Source organism: Bacillus sp. FSL R5-0603 (genome assembly GCF_038050295.1).
In the GTDB taxonomy this organism is placed as follows: Bacteria; Bacillota; Bacilli; order Bacillales; family Bacillaceae; genus Bacillus; species Bacillus subtilis.
Genome location: NZ_JBBOYP010000002.1, coordinates 19667 through 39839, shown reverse-complemented (window position 1 = coordinate 39839; position 20173 = coordinate 19667). Strand labels below are relative to the sequence as shown.

The 20173-nt window shown below is 42.8% G+C and carries 22 protein-coding genes; all 22 read left to right on the top strand.

All coding sequences use genetic code 11. The features are described 5' to 3' along the window. Positions 1-63 precede the first annotated feature (63 nt). Entirely contained in the window at positions 64-669 is a 606-nt protein-coding gene (locus NYE56_RS21150) for a class I SAM-dependent methyltransferase (protein WP_015252989.1), read from the top strand. Positions 670-914: 245 nt separating this feature from the next. Beyond that, the gene (rpoB, locus tag NYE56_RS21145; RefSeq protein ID WP_009966326.1) at positions 915-4496 is read left to right on the top strand and encodes a DNA-directed RNA polymerase subunit beta; all 3582 of its coding nucleotides are present in this window, start codon (positions 915-917) and stop codon (positions 4494-4496) included. A gap of 61 nt (positions 4497-4557) precedes the next feature. After that, entirely contained in the window at positions 4558-8157 is a 3600-nt protein-coding gene (gene rpoC, locus NYE56_RS21140) for a DNA-directed RNA polymerase subunit beta' (protein ID WP_004399688.1), read from the top strand. Positions 8158-8335: 178 nt separating this feature from the next. Further along, complete coding sequence (locus NYE56_RS21135) at positions 8336-8584, top strand: 50S ribosomal protein L7ae-like protein (RefSeq protein WP_003225778.1); 249 nt, start codon at positions 8336-8338, stop codon at positions 8582-8584. Positions 8585-8697: 113 nt separating this feature from the next. After that, complete coding sequence (gene rpsL, locus NYE56_RS21130) at positions 8698-9114, top strand: 30S ribosomal protein S12 (RefSeq protein WP_003225781.1); 417 nt, start codon at positions 8698-8700, stop codon at positions 9112-9114. Between the two features lie 41 nt (positions 9115-9155). Then, positions 9156-9626 carry a 30S ribosomal protein S7 gene (gene rpsG, locus NYE56_RS21125; RefSeq protein ID WP_003225784.1) on the top strand — a complete coding sequence of 157 codons (471 nt, stop codon included), beginning with the start codon at positions 9156-9158 and terminating at the stop codon, positions 9624-9626. Between the two features lie 53 nt (positions 9627-9679). Then, entirely contained in the window at positions 9680-11758 is a 2079-nt protein-coding gene (fusA, locus tag NYE56_RS21120) for an elongation factor G (RefSeq protein ID WP_003235056.1), read from the top strand. A gap of 119 nt (positions 11759-11877) precedes the next feature. After that, on the top strand, positions 11878-13068 hold the full coding sequence (tuf, locus tag NYE56_RS21115; protein ID WP_003235058.1) for an elongation factor Tu: 1191 nt from the start codon (positions 11878-11880) through the stop codon (positions 13066-13068). Positions 13069-13166: 98 nt separating this feature from the next. Continuing rightward, positions 13167-14123 (top strand): alpha/beta fold hydrolase, encoded by a 957-nt coding sequence (locus NYE56_RS21110; protein ID WP_341284412.1) that lies wholly within the window; start codon positions 13167-13169, stop codon positions 14121-14123. 236 nt (positions 14124-14359) lie between these two features. After that, positions 14360-14668, top strand: coding sequence for a 30S ribosomal protein S10 (gene rpsJ / locus NYE56_RS21105; protein ID WP_003156464.1), 309 nt, complete (start codon positions 14360-14362; stop codon positions 14666-14668). Positions 14669-14707: 39 nt separating this feature from the next. Continuing rightward, positions 14708-15337 (top strand): 50S ribosomal protein L3, encoded by a 630-nt coding sequence (rplC, locus tag NYE56_RS21100; RefSeq protein WP_004399671.1) that lies wholly within the window; start codon positions 14708-14710, stop codon positions 15335-15337. A 27-nt stretch (positions 15338-15364) separates the two neighbouring features. Beyond that, on the top strand, positions 15365-15988 hold the full coding sequence (gene rplD / locus NYE56_RS21095; RefSeq protein WP_004399658.1) for a 50S ribosomal protein L4: 624 nt from the start codon (positions 15365-15367) through the stop codon (positions 15986-15988). Next, positions 15988-16275, top strand: coding sequence for a 50S ribosomal protein L23 (rplW, locus tag NYE56_RS21090; protein WP_217002132.1), 288 nt, complete (start codon positions 15988-15990; stop codon positions 16273-16275). Before rplD ends, rplW begins: the two co-directional genes overlap by 1 nt. Positions 16276-16306: 31 nt before the next feature. Beyond that, positions 16307-17140, top strand: a complete 834-nt coding sequence (gene rplB / locus NYE56_RS21085) for a 50S ribosomal protein L2 (protein WP_003225795.1) — start codon at positions 16307-16309, stop codon at positions 17138-17140. Between the two features lie 57 nt (positions 17141-17197). Then, entirely contained in the window at positions 17198-17476 is a 279-nt protein-coding gene (gene rpsS, locus NYE56_RS21080) for a 30S ribosomal protein S19 (RefSeq protein ID WP_003156472.1), read from the top strand. Positions 17477-17492: 16 nt separating this feature from the next. After that, on the top strand, positions 17493-17834 hold the full coding sequence (rplV, locus tag NYE56_RS21075) for a 50S ribosomal protein L22 (RefSeq protein WP_003156475.1): 342 nt from the start codon (positions 17493-17495) through the stop codon (positions 17832-17834). A gap of 3 nt (positions 17835-17837) precedes the next feature. Next, on the top strand, positions 17838-18494 hold the full coding sequence (rpsC, locus tag NYE56_RS21070; RefSeq protein ID WP_003235068.1) for a 30S ribosomal protein S3: 657 nt from the start codon (positions 17838-17840) through the stop codon (positions 18492-18494). Between the two features lies 1 nt (position 18495). After that, entirely contained in the window at positions 18496-18930 is a 435-nt protein-coding gene (gene rplP / locus NYE56_RS21065; protein WP_003225801.1) for a 50S ribosomal protein L16, read from the top strand. Continuing rightward, positions 18920-19120, top strand: coding sequence for a 50S ribosomal protein L29 (rpmC, locus tag NYE56_RS21060; protein WP_003156482.1), 201 nt, complete (start codon positions 18920-18922; stop codon positions 19118-19120). Before rplP ends, rpmC begins: the two co-directional genes overlap by 11 nt. Before the next feature lie 22 nt (positions 19121-19142). Beyond that, the gene (gene rpsQ / locus NYE56_RS21055) at positions 19143-19406 is read left to right on the top strand and encodes a 30S ribosomal protein S17 (protein ID WP_003225804.1); all 264 of its coding nucleotides are present in this window, start codon (positions 19143-19145) and stop codon (positions 19404-19406) included. Between the two features lie 40 nt (positions 19407-19446). Then, positions 19447-19815, top strand: coding sequence for a 50S ribosomal protein L14 (gene rplN / locus NYE56_RS21050; RefSeq protein WP_003225805.1), 369 nt, complete (start codon positions 19447-19449; stop codon positions 19813-19815). 36 nt (positions 19816-19851) lie between these two features. Next, complete coding sequence (gene rplX / locus NYE56_RS21045; RefSeq protein ID WP_003156486.1) at positions 19852-20163, top strand: 50S ribosomal protein L24; 312 nt, start codon at positions 19852-19854, stop codon at positions 20161-20163. Positions 20164-20173: the final 10 nt, after the last annotated feature.

Genomic DNA, 20173 nt, shown 5'->3' with positions numbered 1-20173 from the left:
GCTTTTATGAGGCGAGCTTTTTCTTTGCCATTCTTTAAGCCATGAAAAAAGGAGGTTCTAATAATGAGTGAGCACTATTATTCAGAAAAACCTTCAGTGAAAAGCAACAAGCAAACCTGGTCTTTTAGGCTTCGGAATAAAGATTTCACGTTTACCAGCGACAGCGGGGTTTTTTCTAAAAAAGAAGTTGATTTCGGCTCCCGTCTGCTGATTGATTCTTTTGAAGAGCCTGAGGTTGAGGGCGGCATTTTGGATGTAGGCTGCGGGTACGGCCCGATTGGTTTATCGCTCGCCAGCGACTTTAAAGACCGGACTATCCACATGATTGACGTTAATGAGAGAGCCGTAGAACTATCAAATGAAAATGCGGAACATAACGGAATAACAAACGTTAAGATTTATCAAAGTGATTTGTTTTCAAACGTTGATTCTGCTCAAACATTTGCTTCTATTCTTACAAATCCCCCAATCCGAGCCGGAAAAAAAGTTGTCCATGCTATCTTTGAGAAAAGCGCTGAACACTTAAAAGCTTCAGGTGAGTTGTGGATCGTCATACAGAAAAAGCAAGGCGCGCCTTCTGCCATTGAAAAGCTCGAGGAACTGTTCGATGAAGTTTCCGTCGTTCAAAAAAAGAAAGGCTATTATATCATAAAAGCAAAAAAAGTTTGACTCGGTATTTTAACTATGTTAATATTGTAAAATGCCAATGTATATATTTTGCTTGATATGATGAATTGTCAATATCTATGTATAAATTATACAAGTATGGAAATGCTAATAAAATCGGTATTTGTTTTTGGATGTGGTTTTCTTAATTAGAAACCCTTTTTTCTTTTGTCTTGTAAAAGTATTTTCTTTCTTTGGAAGAAATGCTTATTACACATATAATACGCATGATTTGAGGGGTGAATCAGTTGACAGGTCAACTAGTTCAGTATGGACGACACCGCCAGCGCAGAAGCTATGCTCGCATTAGCGAAGTGTTAGAATTACCAAATCTCATTGAAATTCAAACCTCTTCTTATCAGTGGTTTCTTGATGAGGGTCTTAGAGAGATGTTTCAAGACATATCACCAATTGAGGATTTCACTGGTAACCTCTCTCTTGAGTTCATTGATTATAGTTTAGGTGAGCCTAAATATCCTGTAGAGGAATCAAAAGAACGTGATGTGACTTACTCAGCTCCGCTAAGAGTGAAGGTTCGTTTAATTAACAAAGAAACTGGAGAGGTAAAAGACCAAGATGTCTTCATGGGTGATTTCCCTATTATGACAGATACAGGTACTTTTATCATTAACGGTGCGGAACGTGTTATCGTTTCCCAGCTTGTTCGGTCTCCAAGTGTATATTTCAGTGGTAAAGTAGACAAAAACGGTAAAAAAGGTTTTACCGCAACTGTCATTCCAAACCGTGGCGCATGGTTAGAATACGAAACTGATGCGAAAGATGTTGTTTATGTCCGCATTGATCGCACACGTAAGTTGCCGGTTACGGTTCTTTTGCGTGCTCTCGGCTTCGGCTCCGATCAAGAGATTCTTGATCTCATAGGAGAAAACGAATACCTGCGAAATACGCTTGATAAAGATAACACAGAAAACAGCGACAAAGCGTTGCTGGAAATTTACGAGCGTCTCCGTCCTGGAGAGCCGCCTACAGTAGAAAATGCGAAAAGCTTGCTTGATTCTCGTTTCTTTGATCCGAAACGATACGATCTTGCCAATGTAGGACGCTATAAAATTAATAAAAAACTTCATATTAAGAATCGCCTCTTCAATCAGAGACTTGCTGAAACGCTTGTTGATCCTGAAACAGGAGAAATCCTTGCTGAAAAAGGCCAGATTCTTGATAGAAGAACACTTGATAAAGTACTGCCATACTTAGAAAACGGAATCGGTTTCAGAAAGCTGTATCCGAATGGCGGCGTTGTTGAAGATGAAGTGACTCTTCAATCAATTAAAATCTTTGCTCCGACTGATCAAGAAGGAGAACAGGTTATTAATGTAATCGGCAATGCTTACATCGAAGAAGAGATTAAAAACATCACGCCTGCTGATATTATTTCTTCAATCAGCTACTTCTTCAACCTGCTGCACGGAGTAGGCGACACAGATGATATCGATCATCTTGGAAACCGCCGTTTACGTTCTGTAGGCGAGCTTCTCCAGAACCAATTCCGTATCGGTTTAAGCCGTATGGAGCGTGTGGTTCGTGAGAGAATGTCAATTCAAGATACGAATACAATTACGCCTCAGCAGCTGATCAATATTCGTCCTGTTATTGCGTCCATTAAAGAGTTCTTTGGAAGCTCACAGCTTTCTCAATTCATGGATCAGACGAACCCGCTTGCTGAATTAACGCACAAGCGTCGTCTGTCTGCATTAGGACCGGGCGGATTGACACGTGAGCGTGCCGGAATGGAAGTGCGTGACGTTCACTACTCCCACTATGGCCGTATGTGTCCGATTGAAACGCCTGAGGGCCCGAACATCGGTTTGATCAACTCACTATCATCTTATGCAAAAGTAAACCGTTTTGGCTTTATTGAAACGCCATATCGCCGCGTTGACCCTGAAACAGGGAAGGTAACGGGCAGAATCGATTACTTAACTGCTGATGAAGAGGATAATTATGTTGTCGCTCAAGCGAATGCTCGTCTTGATGACGAAGGCGCCTTTATTGATGACAGCATCGTAGCTCGTTTCCGCGGGGAGAACACCGTTGTTTCCAGAAATCGTGTAGACTACATGGATGTATCGCCTAAGCAGGTTGTATCTGCTGCGACAGCATGTATCCCGTTCTTAGAAAACGATGACTCCAACCGTGCCCTCATGGGAGCGAACATGCAGCGTCAGGCTGTGCCTTTGATGCAGCCGGAAGCGCCATTTGTTGGAACTGGTATGGAATACGTATCAGGAAAAGACTCTGGTGCCGCTGTTATTTGTAAACACCCTGGTATCGTTGAACGCGTAGAAGCGAAAAACGTTTGGGTTCGCCGTTATGAAGAAGTAGACGGTCAAAAAGTAAAAGGAAACCTGGATAAATACAGCCTGCTGAAATTTGTCCGCTCTAACCAAGGTACGTGCTACAACCAGCGTCCGATCGTAAGTGTCGGCGATGAAGTGGTAAAAGGAGAAATCCTTGCAGACGGTCCTTCTATGGAGCTTGGTGAACTTGCACTTGGCCGTAACGTAATGGTCGGCTTCATGACATGGGATGGCTACAACTATGAGGATGCCATCATCATGAGTGAACGCCTAGTGAAGGATGATGTTTATACATCTATCCACATTGAAGAATACGAATCAGAAGCACGTGATACGAAACTTGGACCTGAAGAAATCACTCGCGATATTCCAAACGTCGGTGAAGATGCACTTCGCAATCTTGATGACCGCGGGATCATCCGTATTGGGGCAGAAGTAAAAGACGGAGATCTTCTTGTTGGTAAAGTAACGCCTAAAGGCGTAACGGAACTGACTGCAGAAGAACGCCTTCTTCACGCCATCTTTGGCGAGAAAGCCCGCGAGGTTCGTGATACTTCTCTTCGTGTGCCTCATGGCGGCGGCGGAATTATCCATGATGTTAAAGTCTTCAACCGTGAAGACGGAGACGAACTTCCTCCAGGTGTTAACCAGTTAGTACGCGTATATATCGTTCAGAAACGTAAGATTTCTGAAGGGGATAAAATGGCCGGTCGTCACGGTAACAAAGGTGTTATCTCTAAGATTCTTCCTGAAGAGGATATGCCTTACCTTCCTGACGGCACACCAATTGATATCATGCTTAACCCGCTGGGCGTACCATCACGTATGAACATCGGGCAGGTATTGGAACTTCACATGGGTATGGCCGCTCGTTACCTTGGCATTCACATTGCATCTCCTGTATTTGACGGAGCGCGAGAAGAGGATGTCTGGGAAACACTTGAAGAAGCCGGCATGTCTCGTGACGCCAAAACAGTACTTTACGACGGACGTACTGGAGAGCCGTTTGATAACCGTGTATCTGTCGGTATCATGTACATGATCAAACTAGCTCACATGGTTGACGATAAACTTCATGCACGCTCTACAGGTCCTTACTCACTTGTTACGCAGCAGCCTCTTGGCGGTAAAGCGCAATTTGGCGGACAGCGTTTTGGTGAGATGGAGGTTTGGGCACTTGAAGCTTACGGTGCGGCTTATACTCTTCAAGAAATTCTGACTGTTAAGTCTGATGACGTGGTTGGACGTGTGAAAACATACGAAGCCATCGTTAAAGGCGACAATGTTCCTGAACCAGGTGTTCCGGAATCATTCAAAGTATTAATCAAAGAACTTCAAAGCTTAGGTATGGATGTCAAAATCCTTTCTGGTGATGAAGAAGAAATAGAAATGAGAGATTTAGAAGACGAAGAAGATGCGAAACAAGCTGACGGCCTGGCATTATCAGGTGATGAAGAGCCGGAAGAAACAGCATCTGCAGACGTTGAACGCGATGTAGTAACAAAAGAATAATCTCTAGTTATAAAGGCAAGTGACATCGGTTAATCCGAAGATAAAAAGGGAGGTAGGCCCCTTGCTAGATGTGAACAATTTTGAGTATATGAACATCGGTCTTGCTTCACCAGATAAAATCCGTTCATGGTCTTTTGGTGAAGTGAAAAAGCCTGAAACGATAAACTATCGTACGTTAAAACCTGAAAAGGACGGACTATTCTGCGAACGCATTTTCGGACCTACTAAGGACTGGGAATGTCATTGCGGGAAGTACAAGCGAGTTCGTTATAAAGGCGTAGTTTGTGACCGCTGCGGAGTCGAAGTAACACGGGCTAAAGTCCGTCGTGAGAGAATGGGGCACATTGAACTGGCTGCCCCAGTTTCCCACATTTGGTATTTCAAAGGTATTCCAAGCCGTATGGGTCTTGTGCTGGATATGTCACCTCGTGCTTTAGAAGAAGTCATTTACTTTGCTTCTTACGTTGTAACTGATCCGGCGAATACACCGCTTGAAAAGAAACAGCTTCTGTCTGAGAAAGAATACCGTGCTTATCTTGATAAATACGGTAATAAATTCCAAGCATCTATGGGTGCTGAAGCAATTCATAAACTTCTTCAAGATATCGATCTTGTCAAAGAAGTTGATATGTTAAAAGAAGAGCTGAAAACTTCACAAGGACAACGACGTACTCGTGCGATCAAACGTCTTGAAGTTTTAGAAGCCTTTCGTAACTCAGGAAACAAGCCTTCTTGGATGATCCTTGATGTGCTTCCTGTTATTCCTCCGGAGCTTAGACCGATGGTTCAGCTAGATGGCGGACGTTTTGCGACTTCTGATTTGAATGACCTTTATCGTCGTGTCATCAACCGTAACAATCGTTTGAAACGCCTTTTGGACCTTGGTGCGCCTAGCATCATCGTTCAAAACGAAAAGCGTATGCTTCAAGAGGCTGTCGATGCCTTAATTGACAACGGCCGCCGCGGACGCCCTGTAACAGGCCCTGGTAACAGACCGTTAAAATCTCTTTCTCACATGCTGAAAGGGAAGCAAGGCCGTTTCCGTCAAAACCTTCTTGGTAAACGTGTCGATTACTCCGGACGTTCTGTAATCGTTGTTGGTCCTCATTTGAAAATGTACCAATGCGGATTACCGAAGGAAATGGCGCTTGAACTTTTCAAACCTTTCGTTATGAAAGAACTTGTTGAAAAAGGTCTTGCTCACAACATTAAGAGTGCGAAACGCAAAATTGAGCGCGTACAGCCTGAAGTTTGGGATGTACTAGAATCAGTTATTAAGGAGCATCCGGTACTGCTGAACCGTGCCCCTACACTTCACAGATTAGGTATCCAGGCGTTTGAACCAACGCTTGTTGAAGGACGCGCAATCCGTCTTCACCCGCTCGTATGTACAGCTTACAACGCTGACTTTGACGGTGACCAAATGGCGGTTCACGTACCATTATCTGCTGAAGCACAAGCTGAAGCACGTATCTTGATGCTTGCTGCTCAAAACATCTTGAACCCTAAAGATGGTAAACCGGTTGTAACACCGTCTCAGGATATGGTACTAGGTAACTATTACCTGACACTTGAGCGTGCCGGTGCTGTCGGTGAAGGTATGGTCTTCAAGAATACAGACGAAGCGCTTCTTGCTTATCAAAACGGATATGTTCACCTTCATACGAGAGTAGCTGTTGCAGCTAACTCACTTAAGAATGTGACATTTACCGAAGAACAGCGCTCAAAATTGTTAATTACAACTGTCGGTAAGCTTGTCTTCAATGAAATTCTTCCGGAATCATTCCCTTACATGAATGAACCAACGAAGAGCAACATTGAAGAGAAAACACCTGACCGTTTCTTCTTAGAAAAAGGTGCTGACGTTAAAGCTGTTATCGCACAGCAGCCAATCAATGCGCCGTTTAAAAAAGGCATTCTGGGTAAAATCATCGCGGAAATCTTTAAACGATTCCATATTACGGAAACGTCTAAAATGCTTGACCGCATGAAAAACCTAGGTTTCAAATATTCAACAAAAGCTGGTATTACAGTTGGGGTTTCTGACATCGTCGTACTCGATGATAAACAAGAAATTCTTGAAGAAGCGCAAAGCAAAGTTGACAACGTTATGAAGCAGTTCCGCCGCGGTCTTATCACTGAAGAAGAACGCTATGAGAGAGTCATCTCTATCTGGAGTGCTGCAAAAGACGTTATCCAAGGCAAACTGATGAAATCACTTGATGAACTCAACCCGATCTACATGATGAGTGACTCTGGTGCCCGTGGTAACGCATCTAACTTTACACAGCTTGCCGGAATGCGCGGCCTGATGGCCAACCCGGCTGGACGTATCATTGAGTTGCCGATCAAATCTAGTTTCCGTGAAGGTCTGACAGTATTGGAGTACTTTATCTCCACACACGGTGCGCGTAAAGGTCTTGCCGATACCGCTCTTAAAACTGCTGACTCAGGTTACCTTACACGCCGTCTCGTTGACGTTGCGCAGGATGTTATCATTCGTGAAACTGATTGCGGAACTGACCGAGGCATTCTTGCTAAGCCTCTTAAAGAAGGAACCGAAACAATTGAGCGCTTAGAAGAACGCTTAATCGGACGTTTTGCAAGAAAACAAGTGAAGCACCCTGAAACAGGTGAAGTGCTTGTGAATGAAAACGAACTGATCGATGAAGATAAAGCACTGGAGATTGTCGAAGCCGGCATTGAAGAAGTGTGGATCCGTTCTGCCTTCACATGTAATACGCCTCATGGTGTATGTAAACGATGCTATGGCCGAAATCTTGCAACTGGCTCCGATGTTGAAGTCGGTGAAGCTGTCGGAATCATTGCTGCCCAATCAATCGGTGAGCCTGGTACACAGTTAACAATGCGTACATTCCATACAGGCGGGGTTGCCGGAGACGATATCACACAGGGTCTTCCGCGTATCCAAGAGCTTTTCGAAGCGCGTAATCCGAAAGGTCAGGCAACAATTACAGAAATCGACGGTACAGTCGTTGAGATCAATGAAGTTCGTGACAAGCAACAGGAAATTGTGGTTCAAGGCGCAGTGGAAACACGTTCTTATACGGCACCTTACAACTCCCGCCTGAAAGTAGCGGAAGGAGATAAAATTACTCGAGGCCAAGTACTGACAGAAGGTTCAATCGATCCGAAAGAACTTCTTAAAGTGACTGACCTGACAACTGTTCAAGAGTATCTTCTCCATGAGGTTCAAAAGGTTTACCGTATGCAGGGTGTTGAAATCGGTGATAAACACGTAGAAGTAATGGTTCGCCAGATGCTTCGCAAAGTACGCGTAATTGATGCCGGTGACACTGATGTGCTTCCAGGTACATTGCTTGATATTCACCAATTTACTGAAGCGAACAAAAAGGTATTGCTTGAAGGCAATCGACCTGCTACAGGCCGTCCTGTCTTACTCGGTATTACAAAAGCATCTCTTGAAACTGATTCATTCTTATCTGCTGCTTCCTTCCAGGAAACAACACGTGTCCTTACAGATGCAGCGATCAAAGGTAAGCGTGACGAGCTTCTCGGCTTGAAAGAGAATGTTATCATCGGTAAACTTGTTCCAGCTGGTACAGGAATGATGAAATACCGTAAAGTAAAACCAGTATCAAATGTTCAGCCGACTGACGATATGGTCCCGGTTGAATAACTGATTTAATTCTGCTGAAAGACTGCAAAAACAGTCTTTCAGCAGATATATTTATGAAAAAGTCACTCTATGAGAAGAACGAATCTAAAAAATGTCATACCTTGTTGACATTCGTCTCCTAGAATGATAATATAACCAAGGTGCTCGAAATAAACCTGTTACTTTGGAGGATATGTTTATGTCTTATGATAAAGTATCACAGGCCAAATCAATTATTATTGGTACGAAGCAAACAGTGAAAGCTCTAAAGCGAGGTTCAGTAAAGGAAGTAGTCGTTGCAAAAGACGCAGATCCGATACTCACGTCAAGTGTTGTTTCACTTGCTGAAGATCAAGGTATCTCTGTCTCAATGGTTGAATCCATGAAAAAGCTCGGCAAAGCCTGCGGAATTGAGGTAGGAGCAGCCGCTGTTGCCATTATTTTATAACGTACTTTTGTTTTTGCGTAAGATTCCATCTTGTGTAAAGACATTGTTTTTTGCCTTTTGATGAACCACCTGGGTATGTGGGTTATAAAACGTAATGAAGGGAGGAAAAATTCATGCCTACAATTAATCAGCTAATTCGCAAAGGACGCGTGAGTAAAGTAGAAAACTCAAAGTCTCCTGCACTTAACAAAGGATACAACAGCTTTAAAAAAGAGCACACTAACGTATCTTCTCCACAAAAACGCGGGGTATGTACTCGTGTTGGTACAATGACACCGAAAAAACCGAACTCAGCACTTCGTAAATATGCTCGTGTTCGTTTGACTAACGGAATCGAGGTTACTGCTTACATTCCTGGTATCGGCCACAACCTACAAGAGCACAGTGTTGTACTTATCCGCGGCGGACGTGTAAAAGACTTACCAGGGGTACGTTACCACATCGTTCGTGGTGCGCTTGATACTGCTGGAGTTGAAAACCGTGCACAAGGCCGTTCTAAATACGGTACGAAAAAACCTAAAGCAAAATAATATACGAAAATACGCATAATTGATGAAGGGAGGATATTCAGATGCCACGTAAAGGTCCTGTAGCAAAAAGAGATGTTTTACCTGATCCGATTTACAACTCTAAGCTTGTATCTCGTCTAATCAACAAAATGATGATCGATGGTAAAAAAGGTAAGTCTCAAACAATCCTATACAAGTCATTCGATATCATTAAAGAACGTACTGGCAATGATGCAATGGAGGTTTTCGAACAAGCATTGAAAAACATCATGCCTGTACTTGAAGTAAAAGCACGCCGTGTAGGTGGTGCGAACTACCAAGTTCCTGTAGAAGTTCGTCCTGAACGTCGTACGACTCTTGGACTTCGCTGGTTAGTTAACTACGCTCGTCTTCGCGGAGAAAAAACGATGGAAGAGCGTTTAGCTAACGAAATCCTTGACGCAGCTAACAACACTGGTGCTGCTGTTAAGAAACGTGAAGACACTCATAAGATGGCTGAAGCAAACAAAGCATTTGCTCACTATCGCTGGTAGGATTTATAGATTAACAAAACACAATTTCCTAATAAGGAAGGAGAAATTACCCAATGGCAAGAGAGTTCTCCTTAGAAAAAACTCGTAATATCGGTATCATGGCTCACATCGATGCCGGTAAAACGACAACTACAGAACGTATCTTGTTCTATACTGGTCGTATCCACAAAATTGGTGAAACTCATGAAGGAGCTTCACAAATGGACTGGATGGAGCAGGAACAAGAACGTGGTATCACAATCACTTCCGCTGCGACAACTGCACAGTGGAAAGGATACCGCGTAAACATCATCGATACTCCAGGACACGTAGACTTCACAGTTGAAGTTGAACGTTCTCTTCGTGTACTTGATGGTGCTGTTGCTGTACTTGACGCGCAATCAGGCGTTGAGCCTCAAACAGAAACTGTTTGGCGTCAGGCAACAACTTATGGAGTACCGCGTATCGTTTTTGTTAACAAAATGGACAAAATCGGTGCAGACTTCCTTTACTCTGTAGGAACTTTAAGAGACCGTCTTCAAGCAAACGCTCATGCAATTCAATTGCCGATCGGTGCTGAAGATAACTTCGAAGGTATCATTGACCTTGTAGAAAACGTTGCGTATTTCTACGAAGATGACCTCGGAACTCGTTCTGATGCAAAAGAAATCCCTGAAGAGTACAAAGAGCAAGCTGAAGAGCTTCGCAACAGCCTTATTGAAGCTGTATGTGAGCTTGATGAAGAGCTTATGGATAAGTACCTTGAGGGTGAAGAAATCACAATTGACGAGTTAAAAGCAGGAATTCGTAAAGGTACATTAAATGTTGAATTCTACCCTGTTCTTGTTGGTTCTGCCTTCAAAAACAAAGGTGTTCAACTAGTACTTGATGCTGTTCTTGACTACCTTCCTGCACCAACTGACGTTGCTGCAATCAAAGGTACACGTCCTGATACAAATGAAGAGATTGAGCGTCATTCTTCTGACGAAGAGCCATTCTCTGCATTAGCATTTAAAGTTATGACTGACCCTTACGTTGGTAAGTTGACGTTCTTCCGTGTGTACTCTGGAACACTTGATTCTGGTTCATACGTGAAAAACTCTACTAAAGGCAAACGTGAGCGTGTTGGACGTATTCTTCAAATGCACGCTAACAGCCGTGAAGAAATCTCTACTGTATACGCAGGGGATATCGCAGCTGCTGTAGGTCTAAAAGATACAACTACTGGAGATACTCTATGTGATGAGAAGGATCTTGTTATTCTTGAGTCAATGGAATTCCCAGAACCAGTTATCGACGTTGCTATTGAGCCTAAATCAAAAGCTGACCAAGATAAAATGGGTATCGCTTTAGCGAAACTTGCTGAAGAAGATCCTACATTCCGTACTCAAACAAACCCAGAAACTGGCCAAACGATCATCTCTGGTATGGGTGAACTTCACCTTGATATCATTGTTGACCGTATGAAACGCGAATTTAAAGTAGAAGCCAATGTTGGTGCTCCTCAAGTTGCGTACCGTGAAACATTCCGTACAGGTGCAAAAGTTGAAGGTAAATTCGTACGTCAGTCTGGTGGACGCGGTCAGTTCGGACACGTTTGGATCGAATTCGAACCAAACGAAGAAGGCGCTGGCTTTGAATTTGAAAATGCGATTGTCGGTGGGGTTGTTCCTCGTGAATACATCCCAGCTGTTCAAGCAGGTCTGGAAGATGCACTTGAAAATGGTGTACTAGCAGGCTTCCCGCTTATCGACATTAAAGCTAAACTTTTCGACGGTTCTTACCATGATGTTGACTCAAACGAAATGGCATTTAAAGTTGCTGCTTCTATGGCATTGAAAAATGCAGTCAGCAAATGTAACCCAGTTCTTCTTGAACCAATCATGAAAGTGGAAGTGGTTATTCCAGAAGAATACATGGGAGATATCATGGGTGATATCACTTCACGTCGCGGACGCGTAGAAGGTATGGAAGCACGCGGTAACGCTCAAGTTGTTCGCGCTATGGTTCCTCTTGCTGAAATGTTCGGTTACGCTACTGCACTTCGTTCTAATACGCAAGGTCGCGGTACGTTCACTATGCACATGGATCACTACGAAGAAGTGCCGAAGAGCGTCGCAGAAGAAATTATCAAAAAAAATAAAGGCGAATAATTGATTTTGCCGCTTAACTCAAGTATAACTACTATTGTAAGATGAGGAAGTGAAAGCTTTCTTTCACTTCCTATCACTCTATACATTACTAATTAAAAGCTCTTAAGGAGGATTTTAGAATGGCTAAAGAAAAATTCGACCGTTCCAAATCACATGCCAATATTGGTACAATTGGACACGTTGACCATGGTAAAACAACTTTAACTGCTGCTATCACAACAGTACTTCATAAGAAATCTGGTAAAGGTACAGCTATGGCGTACGATCAAATTGATGGTGCTCCAGAAGAACGCGAGCGCGGTATCACAATCTCTACTGCACACGTTGAGTACGAAACTGAAACTCGTCACTATGCACACGTTGACTGCCCAGGACACGCTGACTATGTTAAAAACATGATCACTGGTGCTGCGCAAATGGACGGAGCTATCCTTGTAGTATCTGCTGCTGATGGCCCAATGCCACAAACTCGTGAGCACATCCTTCTTTCTAAAAACGTTGGTGTACCATACATCGTTGTATTCTTAAACAAATGCGACATGGTAGACGACGAAGAGCTTCTTGAACTAGTTGAAATGGAAGTTCGCGATCTTCTTAGCGAATACGACTTCCCTGGTGATGATGTACCAGTTGTTAAAGGTTCTGCTCTTAAAGCTCTTGAAGGAGACGCTGAGTGGGAAGCTAAAATCTTCGAACTTATGGATGCGGTTGATGAGTACATCCCAACTCCAGAACGCGACACTGAAAAACCATTCATGATGCCAGTTGAGGACGTATTCTCAATCACTGGTCGTGGTACAGTTGCTACTGGCCGTGTAGAACGCGGACAAGTTAAAGTCGGTGACGAAGTTGAAATCATCGGTCTTCAAGAAGAGAACAAGAAAACAACTGTTACAGGTGTTGAAATGTTCCGTAAGCTTCTTGATTACGCTGAAGCTGGTGACAACATTGGTGCCCTTCTTCGCGGTGTATCTCGTGAAGAAATCCAACGTGGTCAAGTACTTGCTAAACCAGGTACAATCACTCCACACAGCAAATTCAAAGCTGAAGTTTACGTTCTTTCTAAAGAAGAGGGTGGACGTCATACTCCATTCTTCTCTAACTACCGTCCTCAGTTCTACTTCCGTACAACTGACGTAACTGGTATCATCCATCTTCCAGAAGGCGTAGAAATGGTTATGCCTGGAGATAACACTGAAATGAACGTTGAACTTATTTCTACAATCGCTATCGAAGAAGGAACTCGTTTCTCTATTCGTGAAGGCGGACGTACTGTTGGTTCAGGCGTTGTTTCTACAATCACTGAGTAATAGTATGATTTTAAACGAGACCCCTGCGGGTCTCGTTTTTTGTTTGCTTATCTTTTTCTTGTATAATAGGATCTATCATATTCGAGGGGTTAATATTTATGATTCCTGAAAAGAAATCAATCGCAATCATGAAAGAACTAAGCATTGGAAATACAAAGCAAATGCTGATGATTAATGGAGTTGACGTGAAAAATCCATTGCTGCTTTTTTTACATGGCGGGCCGGGAACGCCGCAAATCGGATATGTTAGACATTATCAAAAAGAGCTGGAACAGTATTTTACAGTAGTTCATTGGGATCAGAGAGGATCGGGGCTTTCTTATTCTAAGCGAATTTCGCATCACTCTATGACAATAAATCACTTCATTAAAGATACAATCCAAGTCACTCAATGGCTTTTAGCTCATTTTTCAAAATCAAAACTTTACTTAGCCGGTCACTCTTGGGGGTCAATACTGGCGCTTCATGTGCTGCAGCAGTGTCCTGATTTATTTTACGCGTATTATGGAATCAGCCAGGTTGTTAACCCTCACGATGAAGAATCAACTGCTTATCAACATATTCGTGATATTTCTGAATCAAAAAAAGCAAGCATATTATCTTTCCTCACACGTTTCATTGGTGCTCCGCCTTGGAAGCAGGATATCCAGCACCTTATCTATCGGTTTTGTGTCGAGCTAAGCAGGGGAGGATTCACTCGCCGTCATCGTCAATCTCTAGCTGTATTATTTCAAATGCTTACTGGCAATGAGTATGGAGTGCGGAACATGCACAGCTTCCTCAATGGATTGCGCTTCAGTAAAAAACATTTAACTGATGAGTTGTACCGGTTTAATGCTTTTACATCAGTTCCTTCTATTAAAGTACCGTGTGTTTTCATTTCAGGGAAACATGACTTAATTGTTCCTGCTGAAATATCGAAACAGTATTATCAAGAACTTGAGGCACCCGAAAAGTGCTGGTTTCAATTTGAGAACTCAGCCCACACCCCGCATATTGAGGAGCCGTCATTATTCGCGAACACATTAAGCCGACATGCACGACGCCATTTATGATAGATCCTTGATAATTAAGAAAAACCCCTGTATAATAAAAAAAGTGTGCAAACCATGCATATTTTAAATAAGTCTTGCAACATGCGCCTATTTTCTGTATAATGGTGTATGTTGGTCTTTGACTGCGATGAAGTGAGAGGTTGCTGACACACCCGGCCGCTTTGCCATGGCAAGGTGTTCAGGTTTTTCTCACGGAGAACTGTCTAACGTGATGTAGGCGAAAAGGAGGGAAAATAATGGCAAAACAAAAAATTCGTATTCGTTTGAAAGCATATGATCATAGAATCCTTGATCAATCTGCAGAGAAGATTGTTGAAACGGCAAAACGTTCTGGTGCCAGCGTATCTGGTCCGATTCCGTTGCCAACTGAAAAATCAGTTTACACAATCCTTCGTGCGGTGCACAAATACAAAGATTCTCGTGAGCAATTTGAAATGCGTACACATAAACGTTTAATCGACATTGTGAACCCAACACCACAAACTGTTGATGCTCTTATGCGATTAGACTTACCATCTGGTGTCGATATCGAAATTAAACTTTAATTCTAAAATATAGAATGATCTTAATAGGAGGTGTGACGAATGACCAAAGGAATCTTAGGAAGAAAAATTGGTATGACGCAAGTATTCGCTGAGAATGGTGATCTTATTCCGGTAACTGTTATCGAGGCTGCTCCAAACGTTGTTCTTCAAAAGAAAACAGCTGAAAACGACGGTTACGAAGCAATCCAGCTTGGTTTTGACGACAAGCGTGAAAAGCTTTCTAACAAACCTGAAAAAGGGCACGTTGCAAAAGCGGAAACTGCTCCTAAGCGCTTCGTTAAAGAATTACGCGGAGTGGAAATGGATGCGTATGAAGTTGGTCAGGAAGTCAAGGTTGAAATTTTCTCTGCTGGAGAAATCGTAGATGTAACAGGAGTATCTAAAGGTAAAGGTTTCCAAGGTGCGATCAAGCGCCACGGACAATCTCGCGGTCCTATGTCTCACGGTTCACGCTACCACCGTCGTCCTGGTTCAATGGGACCTGTAGATCCTAACCGTGTATTCAAAGGTAAATTATTACCTGGACGTATGGGCGGAGAGCAAATCACTGTTCAAAACCTTGAAATCGTAAAAGTTGATGCAGAACGCAATCTTCTTTTGATCAAAGGTAACGTACCTGGTGCGAAGAAATCTTTAATCACTGTTAAAAGTGCTGTTAAATCTAAATAATTCTCTTAGGAAAGGAGGAAATTGATTATGCCAAAAGTAGCATTATACAACCAAAACGGTTCTACTGCTGGTGACATCGAATTAAACGCTTCTGTATTTGGTATCGAACCAAATGAGAGTGTTGTATTCGACGCTATTCTTATGCAAAGAGCTTCCTTACGTCAAGGAACTCACAAAGTAAAAAATCGTTCTGAAGTACGCGGCGGAGGTCGTAAACCATGGCGTCAAAAAGGTACTGGACGTGCCCGTCAAGGTTCAATCCGTTCACCGCAATGGCGCGGAGGTGGTGTCGTATTCGGCCCAACACCACGCAGCTATTCTTATAAATTACCTAAAAAAGTTCGCCGCTTGGCAATCAAATCAGTATTGTCTTCTAAAGTGATCGACAACAACATCATCGTTCTTGAAGATCTTACTCTTGATACGGCTAAAACAAAAGAAATGGCAGCTATCCTTAAAGGATTATCTGTTGAGAAAAAAGCTTTGATCGTAACTGCGGATGCAAACGAAGCAGTAGCATTATCTGCTCGTAACATTCCTGGAGTTACTGTTGTTGAAGCTAACGGAATCAACGTTTTAGACGTTGTCAACCACGAGAAGCTTCTGATTACAAAAGCAGCGGTTGAAAAAGTAGAGGAGGTGCTTGCATAATGAAAGATCCTCGTGATGTTCTAAAGCGCCCCGTCATTACTGAACGTTCTGCTGATTTAATGACTGAAAAAAAATATACTTTTGAAGTTGATGTAAGAGCTAACAAAACAGAAGTGAAAGACGCGGTTGAAAGCATCTTTGGAGTGAAAGTTGACAAAGTCAACATCATGAACTACAAAGGCAAATCAAAACGTGTTGGACGCTACACTGGTATGACTAGCCGTCGCAGAAAAGCGATCGTAAAACTTACTGAAGACAGCAAAGAAATCGAAATTTTTGAAGCTTAATTATCTGTAAAAAGAAGGAGGGAAATTCAAAATGGCGATTAAAAAGTATAAACCGACCTCTAATGGACGTCGTGGCATGACAACTTCAGATTTTGCTGAAATCACGACTGACAAGCCGGAAAAATCCTTGCTTGCTCCCCTTCACAAAAAAGGCGGACGTAACAACCAAGGTAAATTGACTGTACGTCACCAAGGTGGCGGACATAAACGCCAATACCGTGTTATCGACTTCAAACGCGATAAAGATGGTATACCTGGACGCGTTGCTACAGTTGAATACGATCCAAACCGTTCAGCTAACATTGCTCTAATCAACTATGCAGACGGGGAAAAACGTTACATTCTTGCTCCAAAAGGAATTCAAGTAGGTACTGAAATCATGTCAGGTCCTGAAGCTGACATTAAAGTAGGTAATGCACTTCCACTTATCAACATCCCTGTTGGTACAGTTGTGCATAACATTGAATTAAAACCTGGTAAAGGCGGACAGCTTGTACGTTCAGCTGGTACATCTGCTCAGGTTCTTGGTAAAGAAGGTAAATACGTTCTTGTACGTCTTAACTCTGGTGAAGTTCGCATGATCCTTTCTGCTTGCCGTGCTTCTATCGGTCAAGTAGGTAACGAACAGCACGAACTTATCAACATTGGTAAAGCTGGACGTTCTCGCTGGAAAGGCATCCGTCCTACTGTTCGTGGTTCTGTAATGAACCCTAACGATCACCCACACGGTGGTGGTGAAGGACGTGCGCCAATCGGACGTAAATCACCAATGTCTCCATGGGGCAAACCAACTCTTGGATTCAAGACTCGTAAGAAAAAGAACAAATCCGATAAATTTATCGTACGTCGTCGTAAAAATAAATAACGGGGTTGTCTACGGTTCTTTTCGGACCGTAGTGCAATCACGAAGGGAGGTTCCAAAATGGCTCGCAGCTTAAAAAAAGGACCATTTGTCGATGGACACTTGATGACTAAAATCGAGAAATTAAATGAAACAGACAAGAAACAAGTCGTAAAAACTTGGTCTCGTCGTTCTACTATTTTCCCACAGTTTATTGGTCACACAATCGCAGTCTATGACGGACGTAAACACGTGCCTGTATTCATCTCTGAAGATATGGTAGGGCACAAGTTGGGTGAATTCGCTCCAACTCGTACGTACAAAGGTCATGCTAGTGATGACAAAAAAACAAGACGCTAAGAGAGGAGGCTTTTAAATGCAAGCTAAAGCTGTTGCAAGAACAGTCCGTATTGCTCCTCGTAAAGCACGTCTAGTAATGGACCTGATTCGAGGCAAGCAAGTAGGTGAGGCAGTATCAATCTTGAACCTTACACCAAGAGCTGCTTCTCCAATTATCGAGAAAGTATTAAAATCCGCTATTGCAAATGCTGAGCATAACTATGAAATGGACGCTAACAACCTGGTTATTTCTCAAGCATTCGTTGACGAAGGCCCTACGTTAAAAAGATTCCGCCCACGTGCTATGGGACGTGCGAGCCAAATCAACAAACGTACGAGCCACATTACAATCGTTGTATCAGAAAAGAAGGAGGGATAAGTAGTGGGTCAAAAGGTAAATCCAGTCGGTCTTCGTATCGGAGTCATTCGTGATTGGGAATCTAAGTGGTACGCTGGTAAAGATTACGCTGACTTCCTGCACGAAGATTTAAAAATTCGTGAATACATTAGCAAACGCCTTTCTGACGCTTCTGTTTCTAAAGTAGAAATCGAGCGTGCAGCAAACCGCGTTAACATTACGATCCACACAGCTAAGCCTGGTATGGTTATCGGTAAAGGCGGTTCTGAAGTCGAAGCACTTCGCAAAGCCCTTAATAGCCTTACTGGCAAGCGTGTACACATTAACATTCTTGAAATCAAAAGAGCAGATCTTGATGCACAGCTAGTTGCTGACAACATCGCTCGTCAATTAGAAAACCGTGTTTCTTTCCGCCGTGCGCAGAAACAACAAATCCAACGTACTATGCGTGCTGGAGCACAAGGTGTGAAAACAATGGTTTCTGGTCGTCTTGGCGGTGCAGATATCGCTCGTTCTGAATACTACAGTGAAGGAACTGTTCCATTGCACACATTACGTGCGGACATTGACTATGCAACATCTGAAGCTGATACTACTTACGGTAAGCTTGGTGTAAAAGTCTGGATCTATCGTGGAGAGGTTCTTCCTACTAAGAAGAAAAATGAGGAAGGAGGAAAATAATATGTTATTACCAAAACGCGTTAAATATCGCAGAGAGCATCGCGGAAAAATGCGTGGCCGTGCGAAAGGCGGTACTGAAGTACATTTCGGAGAATTCGGTATCCAAGCTCTTGAAGCTTCTTGGATTACTAACCGTCAAATCGAAGCTGCACGTATTGCGATGACTCGTTACATGAAACGTGGCGGTAAAGTTTGGATCAAAATTTTCCCTTCTAAACCTTACACTGCTAAACCACTTGAGGTACGTATGGGATCCGGTAAAGGGGCTCCAGAAGGTTGGGTAGCTGTTGTAAAACCGGGCAAAGTTTTATTTGAAATTTCTGGTGTGTCTGAAGAGGTTGCTCGTGAAGCGCTTCGCCTTGCATCTCACAAATTGCCAATTAAAACGAAGTTCGTAAAACGTGAAGAAATTGGTGGTGAATCAAATGAAAGCTAATGAAATTCGTGACCTTACCACTGCTGAAATTGAACAAAAAGTAAAGTCTCTTAAAGAAGAACTTTTCAATCTTCGCTTTCAATTAGCGACAGGACAACTTGAAAATACTGCTCGCATTCGTGAAGTGCGCAAAGCTATCGCGCGCATGAAAACTGTGATTCGTGAAAGAGAAATTGCTGCTAATAAATAATCACTGAGGGGAGGTCGTGAGCATGAGCGAACGTAACCAACGCAAAGTTTACCAAGGCCGTGTTGTTTCTGACAAAATGGATAAAACCATTACTGTTGTTGTTGAGACATACAAAAAACATACACTTTACGGTAAACGCGTAAAATACTCAAAAAAATTCAAAGCACATGATGAAAATAATCAAGCTAAAATCGGTGACATCGTTAAGATCATGGAAACTCGTCCATTGTCTGCAACTAAGCGTTTCCGTCTAGTTGAAGTTGTCGAAGAAGCTGTTATTATCTAATAAAGTTCGGAATTCTTTTTCCGAAGGGAGGTAACAAATAATGATTCAACAAGAGACTCGTTTAAAAGTAGCTGACAACTCTGGCGCACGTGAAGTACTTACTATTAAAGTTCTTGGTGGTTCTGGACGTAAAACAGCTAACATTGGTGATGTAATTGTTTGCACGGTTAAACAAGCAACACCAGGAGGCGTTGTCAAAAAAGGTGAAGTCGTAAAAGCTGTTATCGTTCGCACTAAAAGCGGAGCGCGCAGAAGTGACGGTTCATACATCAGCTTCGATGAGAATGCATGTGTTATCATCCGTGACGACAAGAGCCCACGCGGAACTCGTATCTTCGGACCAGTTGCTCGTGAATTGCGTGAAAACAACTTTATGAAAATTGTTTCTCTAGCTCCAGAAGTTATCTAATGAAATAAATGCCTTACTCAAGGAGGTGCGATCAGGATGCATGTAAAAAAAGGCGATAAAGTTATGGTTATCTCTGGTAAAGATAAAGGCAAACAAGGAACAATCCTTGCTGCTTTCCCTAAAAAGGACCGCGTTTTAGTTGAAGGTGTTAACATGGTAAAGAAACACTCTAAACCAACTCAAGCTAACCCTCAAGGCGGTATTTCTAATCAAGAGGCGCCAATTCATGTATCAAACGTTATGCCGCTCGATCCTAAAACAGGTGAAGTGACTCGCGTAGGATACAAAGTGGAAGATGGCAAAAAAGTTCGTGTAGCAAAAAAATCTGGGCAAGTTCTAGATAAATAGTATTAAAAGG

What these genes read in the sequence shown, in the direction of transcription:
- rplC (WP_004399671.1), top strand. Translation starts at nt 14,708, where the DNA reads ATGACCAAAGGAATCTTAGGAAGAAAAATTGGTATGACGCAAGTATTC.
- rplP (WP_003225801.1), top strand. Translation starts at nt 18,496, where the DNA reads ATGTTATTACCAAAACGCGTTAAATATCGCAGAGAGCATCGCGGAAAA.
- rplX (WP_003156486.1), top strand. Translation starts at nt 19,852, where the DNA reads ATGCATGTAAAAAAAGGCGATAAAGTTATGGTTATCTCTGGTAAAGAT.
- rpsQ (WP_003225804.1), top strand. Translation starts at nt 19,143, where the DNA reads ATGAGCGAACGTAACCAACGCAAAGTTTACCAAGGCCGTGTTGTTTCT.
- rplB (WP_003225795.1), top strand. Translation starts at nt 16,307, where the DNA reads ATGGCGATTAAAAAGTATAAACCGACCTCTAATGGACGTCGTGGCATG.
- rpsG (WP_003225784.1), top strand. Translation starts at nt 9,156, where the DNA reads ATGCCACGTAAAGGTCCTGTAGCAAAAAGAGATGTTTTACCTGATCCG.
- rplD (WP_004399658.1), top strand. Translation starts at nt 15,365, where the DNA reads ATGCCAAAAGTAGCATTATACAACCAAAACGGTTCTACTGCTGGTGAC.
- rpmC (WP_003156482.1), top strand. Translation starts at nt 18,920, where the DNA reads ATGAAAGCTAATGAAATTCGTGACCTTACCACTGCTGAAATTGAACAA.
- NYE56_RS21110 (WP_341284412.1), top strand. Translation starts at nt 13,167, where the DNA reads ATGATTCCTGAAAAGAAATCAATCGCAATCATGAAAGAACTAAGCATT.
- rpsJ (WP_003156464.1), top strand. Translation starts at nt 14,360, where the DNA reads ATGGCAAAACAAAAAATTCGTATTCGTTTGAAAGCATATGATCATAGA.
- NYE56_RS21135 (WP_003225778.1), top strand. Translation starts at nt 8,336, where the DNA reads ATGTCTTATGATAAAGTATCACAGGCCAAATCAATTATTATTGGTACG.
- tuf (WP_003235058.1), top strand. Translation starts at nt 11,878, where the DNA reads ATGGCTAAAGAAAAATTCGACCGTTCCAAATCACATGCCAATATTGGT.
- rplV (WP_003156475.1), top strand. Translation starts at nt 17,493, where the DNA reads ATGCAAGCTAAAGCTGTTGCAAGAACAGTCCGTATTGCTCCTCGTAAA.
- rpsS (WP_003156472.1), top strand. Translation starts at nt 17,198, where the DNA reads ATGGCTCGCAGCTTAAAAAAAGGACCATTTGTCGATGGACACTTGATG.
- rplW (WP_217002132.1), top strand. Translation starts at nt 15,988, where the DNA reads ATGAAAGATCCTCGTGATGTTCTAAAGCGCCCCGTCATTACTGAACGT.
- NYE56_RS21150 (WP_015252989.1), top strand. Translation starts at nt 64, where the DNA reads ATGAGTGAGCACTATTATTCAGAAAAACCTTCAGTGAAAAGCAACAAG.
- rpsL (WP_003225781.1), top strand. Translation starts at nt 8,698, where the DNA reads ATGCCTACAATTAATCAGCTAATTCGCAAAGGACGCGTGAGTAAAGTA.
- fusA (WP_003235056.1), top strand. Translation starts at nt 9,680, where the DNA reads ATGGCAAGAGAGTTCTCCTTAGAAAAAACTCGTAATATCGGTATCATG.
- rplN (WP_003225805.1), top strand. Translation starts at nt 19,447, where the DNA reads ATGATTCAACAAGAGACTCGTTTAAAAGTAGCTGACAACTCTGGCGCA.